General features: G+C 30.0%; 4 protein-coding genes, 1 tRNA gene, 1 rRNA gene, 1 other RNA gene, 1 pseudogene and 1 other annotated feature. All 8 genes and pseudogenes read right to left on the bottom strand.

Going from position 1 to position 5,533, the window contains the following annotated elements:
- Positions 1–358: pseudogene (locus CHL78_RS19485) on the bottom strand (DNA polymerase III subunit gamma/tau); the annotation flags it as partial.
- Between the two features lie 190 nt (positions 359–548).
- An RNA gene (gene ffs, locus CHL78_RS19480) (signal recognition particle sRNA large type) lies at positions 549–813 on the bottom strand.
- 30 nt (positions 814–843) lie between these two features.
- A tRNA-Ser gene (locus CHL78_RS19475) sits at positions 844–936 on the bottom strand.
- Between the two features lie 3 nt (positions 937–939).
- A complete protein-coding gene (locus CHL78_RS19470) occupies positions 940–1,392 on the bottom strand; it encodes a nucleoside deaminase (RefSeq protein ID WP_094369561.1) in 453 nt (150 codons plus the stop codon).
- A 162-nt stretch (positions 1,393–1,554) separates the two neighbouring features.
- Positions 1,555–2,838: a serine--tRNA ligase gene (gene serS / locus CHL78_RS19465; RefSeq protein WP_094369560.1), complete on the bottom strand. Its 1,284-nt coding sequence runs from the start codon at positions 2,836–2,838 to the stop codon at positions 1,555–1,557.
- 201 nt (positions 2,839–3,039) lie between these two features.
- Positions 3,040–3,261: a binding site (T-box leader), on the bottom strand.
- An 85-nt stretch (positions 3,262–3,346) separates the two neighbouring features.
- The gene (locus CHL78_RS19460; protein ID WP_094369565.1) at positions 3,347–4,168 is read right to left on the bottom strand and encodes a mechanosensitive ion channel family protein; all 822 of its coding nucleotides are present in this window, start codon (positions 4,166–4,168) and stop codon (positions 3,347–3,349) included.
- A gap of 90 nt (positions 4,169–4,258) precedes the next feature.
- Entirely contained in the window at positions 4,259–4,771 is a 513-nt protein-coding gene (locus CHL78_RS19455; protein WP_094369559.1) for a transcription repressor NadR, read from the bottom strand.
- 446 nt (positions 4,772–5,217) lie between these two features.
- A 5S ribosomal RNA gene (gene rrf, locus CHL78_RS19450) occupies positions 5,218–5,334 on the bottom strand.
- Between the last annotated feature and the right edge of the window lie 199 nt (positions 5,335–5,533).

Here is a 5,533-nt window from a genome sequence, read left to right as displayed (position 1 = left end):
TATACTTTGCTTTAGCCGGAGAGTATTTTACACTTTCTCTAAGCTCTCTTATATCATCTACACTATTGTTAGATGCTGCATCTATTTCTATAACATCCATTATATTATCATTTAATATATCTCTACATACTTCACATTCATTACAAGGCTCTTGATTTATACCATTTGTACAGTTGACAGCTCTTGCAAATATCTTTGCAGTTGAAGTCTTACCAGTCCCCCTCGTACCTGAGAATAAATAAGCATGACCTACATTATTATTCTCTATTTGATTTTTTAAAGTTCTAATAATATGTTCTTGGCCAACAACATCCTCAAATGTCTGTGGCCTATATGCTCTATACAATGCTTTATGCATATTTATCTCTCCTTAATTAAAAATCTATTCTTTAGATTTTTTCCATCATCTTGAAATTTTATAATTGTTTATCAAAACTCTCTATCATATATCTATTAATATATACCTTAAAATTCTACGATAGAAGTTAAATTTCTCTATAATTTAAAAAAATCCCTTATTCAAGGGATTATTTTTTATATATTAAATGCTGTACACCATCTATTGACTTAAATTCATAGGCGTTACTTAAACAGTTAGCTCAACTTAGGCACCCCCGCGGCACACGAAAGTGATCACTTACCGCTGCTTCCTTCCGGATCTGACGGGGTTCATGAGCTTCCATTGCGCAGGACCTAAGCATCAACACCACTTATTTAGGGCAGCCCTACAAATACTAAGCCTCTAGATGGAATTCAATCCTGCTATAGCGGATTGCAGGTTACAGGGCACCGCTACCTCCCCATCTAGTACAGCAAAATTACAACCATATTTAATTTGTTCTCTGGCGGAGAGAGTGGGATTCGAACCCACGATACGGTGTTACCCGTATACCCGCTTTCCAGGCGAGCGCCTTCGACCAACTCAACCATCTCTCCTTATTATCTTTTCCTTAATGCTTTAAAAAATTCTTGTAAAATTCCTGAGCATTCTTCTTGTAAGACTCCGAAAGTTAAATCTATATTATTATTTACAAAATAATCTAATTTAAACTCATGTTGCTTTTCTATATATGAATTCTTTATATGTCTCGTTCCAATTATAAGTTTTTTTATCCTGGAGTGAGCTATTGCACCACTGCACATTATGCAAGGTTCCATAGTTACATATAAATCACAGTCTATCAGTCTCCAGCCACCTAGTTTTTGAGAAGCTTGTTTTATAGCTAACATCTCTGCATGAGCTGTACAATCATTTAATGTTTCCGTTAAATTATGTGCTCTAGCTATTATTTCTCCATCTTTAACTATTACGGCTCCTATAGGAGTTTCTTTTTTCTCATATGCTTTATATGCTTCTTTTATTGCTTCTTTCATATAGAATGAATTTTCCATATTTCCTCCTAAAACTTATAACAAATTTATCTTATCATAGTTTTTTTTATAATTCAACTTAAATTTATTTTTCTTTTTATTATTTTGAAAATAACCTTATTATTTTCATATAAAAAGGAGAGCTATTTAGCCCTCCCTTTATTATTATATTTATAGTTTATCTTATAATTCGTTTTTCTTTATTACATCTACACCCATGTATGGTCTTAATGCTTCTGGAACTACTACAGATCCATCAGCTTGTTGGTAGTTTTCTAATATTGCAGCTAAACTTCTTCCTACTGCAAGACCTGAACCATTTAATGTATGAACATATTCAGCCTTAGATTTTTTATCTCTCTTGAATCTTATTCCAGCTCTTCTAGCTTGGAAGTCTTCAAAGTTTGAACAAGAAGAAATTTCAACGTATCTGTTGTAACTTGGCATCCACACTTCTAAGTCATATTTGAAAGCAGCTGTGAAACCTAAATCTCCTGTACATATTCTAACTACTCTGTATGGTAATCCTAACATTTGTAGCATTTTTTCTGCATCATTAGTTAATTTTTCTAACTCATTGTAAGATTCTTCTGGAGCAACAAACTTAACTAATTCAACCTTGTTAAATTGATGTTGTCTTACTAGACCTCTTGTGTCTCTACCTGCAGATCCTGCTTCAGATCTGAAACATGGAGTATATGCACAATATTTTATTGGTAATTGCTCAACTGTTAATATTTCATCTCTGTGTATATTTGTTACAGGAACCTCAGCTGTTGGTATTAAGAAGTAATCTAAACCTTCTAATTTGAACATATCTTCTTCAAACTTAGGTAATTGTCCAGTTCCTATGAAGCTTGTTCTGTTAGCCATAAAAGGAGGTAATACTTCTGTGTATCCATGCTCATCTACATGAGTATTTAAGAAGAAGTTTATTAATGCTCTTTCAAGTCTAGCTCCTAATCCTTTGTATAAAGTAAATCTTGAACCAGTTATTTTCCCAGCAGTTTCAAAATCTAATATTCCTAATCCTGTTCCTATATCCCAGTGAGCCTTGTGATCGAAATCAAACTTAGTTGTTTCTCCCCAAGTTCTTATTTCAACATTATCCTCGTCAGTAGTTCCTTGTGGAACATCCGGGTGAGGTACGTTAGGTATTCTCATTAAGTTGTATTCTATTTCATTTTCTACAGCTCTAACCTTTTCGTCAAATCCTTTTATAGCATCTGATAATTCTTTTAACCTAGCTTTATCAGCAGTTACATCCTTACCTTCTTTTATTAATTGAGGTATCTTCTTAGATTCAACATTCATTTCATTTTTCATTACTTCTACTTCTTTAAGTAATTCTCTTCTTTGATCATCTAATGCAATTACAGCGTCAAGGTCAAATTCCTTTTCTCCTCTTCTTGCCATTGCATTTTTTATATCTTCTAAGTTTTCTCTTATTCTTCTAATATCTAACATTTTTATTTCCTCCTATTATTTTTATATTTATGATTTTTATTGGTAATAAAACTTAATACTTTAAGTGCGTATTTTATTTTTTGATTCCATTGTAGATAACGTTATTTTCATGCATGAATTATTTATTTTTACCAATATCTACTTATAATTTTAGTGGCTTAACTGATTTTTTGTAATAAAAAAAGACCTTCGTATCCCTACAAAAGGGACGAAAGTCTTTAATCCGCGTTGCCACCCTAATTAATTATACAAAAATTGTATAATTCTCTCAATCCTGTAACGTAGGTACACGTCTAGTCTTACTAAAATTTTCCGACTAGAAGCTCTGGAATGGATTCAAAAACCATTGTAATGAGTTCACACCAACCACTCACTCTCTGAAATACAAACTTGCCTTTTACTATTTTCCTTCATAGCTTTTATATTAATTGTTTTATTTGATACTCATTATATTATATATATTAACAACTTTCAATACTATTATTCAAAATTATTTTTTCTTTATTTTTTAATTTAGTCTTGAATTTTTATTATCTACAAAATTCGAGTTATTATCATAGAATACCACTCCAGTAAGGTTTGGTATTTTTATACAATTATCATCAAACTTCTTTTTTACTTTTTCCATAACGTCAAAGTAAACATCCCAATAATCTTCAGTACTCACCCATGGTCTTGCAACCATTTGTATTGCATTATTTCCAATGGAATTTATACCTATAATAGGTTTTGGGTCTTGTAGTATTCTTTTATCCTCTAAAAAAATATCTTGCAGTATTCTTTTTACCAAATCAATGTCACTATCGTATGAAATATTATAAGAAAAATCAACTCTTCTTTTTTCTTGATGTGTAAAATTTACAATATTATTACTTGTAAGTTGAAAATTTGGTACTATTATTGTTTTATTGTCAGGAGTTTTCAAAACTGTACTAAATATTTGTATATCCGACACAGAGCCTTCTACACCTGACCCTTGAATATAATCTCCTATTTTGAATGGCTTAAAAAATAATATTATCATACCTGACCCCAAATTTGATAATATTTCCTTGAATGCCAAACCTACACTAAATCCTGCTGCTCCTAAAACTGCTACCACTGATTTAGTTTGTATCCCTATAATATCTAAGCAAGTTAAAGCTATTATAGATAACATAGATATATATATGCCATATACTATAAAATTAGTTATACCTTTTCCCACATTATATTTTAATAAAGATTTTGTAACTATTCTTTTTACCCATTTACATATGTATATCCCAACTACAAATATTAATACTCCATAAATAATATTTGGACCTTTTTCAGATAAATTGTCAGCCATATTTTCTAATGTTTTTTGCGTTATATTATTAGTTACAGCTATATTAGTCACCCCCTGTATATAAATATCTATTTTTATTTAAATATTTACTTATTGAGATAGTATATCTTTTGCATTTAATTCTTTTTTTATCTCATCTATAATTTCTTTTTTTGATGCTTCTATAGTATGTGCATGATCGTACTCAGTTAATGTTGATAATTGTTTAAACTCATCTTTCTTTACTTTCTCCATAAAATCATTTATATCTCTAGTAGATGATATATTTAACTCTGCCCTTATTTGTCCATATATAGGATGATCTACCACTACATCCTTTATAGTTCCACCCATGTCAACGATTATTTTTAGCTCATCGTATAACTCTTGAGCTGACTTATGATTTTTACAATATATACATTCTACTTCACTATTCTTTTGATACATTATATACCCTTGAGGAGTTGCTATTATATCGTATCCACTTACTCTAAGAAGAGCTATATCTTGTACTACAACTTGTCTACTTACATTTAGTTTTTTTGCTAGCTCACTACCTTTTATAGGATGACCTAACGTTTTTATAATAGTTACAATCTCTAATCTTCTCTCATTTGAAGTCATAATAAACCTTCTTTCTCAATTAATTTATTTTATAAAATATAGTTCTATCACTTAATCTATTTTTAAACATAGTTTTCTATATTTTATTATAATACAAATTAATACTCTTATATCATATATTTATATAAAATAAATTCTATCAGTACGCAGTTTGAACTGTAAAATATGATCTCAATATTATATTTTAATGAATGATCATAATACTTTTAGTGTATTGCATTATACTCGTTAATATTATTGTATATAATTTCTCAATACAATTTTATAACTATATACGCTAAATAATTTAGATGGTATATAAAATACCGCTAGGTATCTATTTACAATCAATTACTATCATAAAATTATATTCTGAATAAGTATACTATATACATTATCAATACAGATTAAAATTTTAATTAAAGAATCTATGTAAACTTCATACCTAGCGGTAATAAAAAAAGATTACGTGGCTACGTCTTACTCTCCCAGGCAGTTGCCCACCAAGTACCATCAGCGCTAGAGAGCTTAACTTCTGTGTTCGGAATGGGAACAGGTGTATCCTCTCTGCTATTGTAACCACATAATCTCTTATGCTTAATATTTCTATTAAGTTATATAGAGTTAATACTCTAAAAACTGCAAACATTTAAAATTCATGACATTCATTTCGCCAACGTCTAAATATTCATATTCATTCATATTTATCCCGTTGCTCAAATATATATATTGGTCAAGTCCTCGACCTATTAGTATCGATAAGCTACATACATTACTGCACTT

The sequence above is a fragment of the Romboutsia weinsteinii genome (genome assembly GCF_002250835.2).
Taxonomy (GTDB): domain Bacteria; phylum Bacillota; class Clostridia; order Peptostreptococcales; family Peptostreptococcaceae; genus Romboutsia_A; species Romboutsia_A weinsteinii.
The sequence above is the reverse complement of the archived record's forward strand: the minus strand, read 5'-3'. Positions and strand labels throughout refer to the sequence as shown.

Coding starts and splice junctions, on each gene's coding strand:
- CHL78_RS19470 (WP_094369561.1), bottom strand. CDS start 1,392: ATGGAAAATTCATTCTATATGAAAGAAGCAATAAAAGAAGCATATAAA.
- serS (WP_094369560.1), bottom strand. CDS start 2,838: ATGTTAGATATTAGAAGAATAAGAGAAAACTTAGAAGATATAAAAAAT.
- CHL78_RS19460 (WP_094369565.1), bottom strand. CDS start 4,168: ATGGCTGACAATTTATCTGAAAAAGGTCCAAATATTATTTATGGAGTA.
- CHL78_RS19455 (WP_094369559.1), bottom strand. CDS start 4,771: ATGACTTCAAATGAGAGAAGATTAGAGATTGTAACTATTATAAAAACG.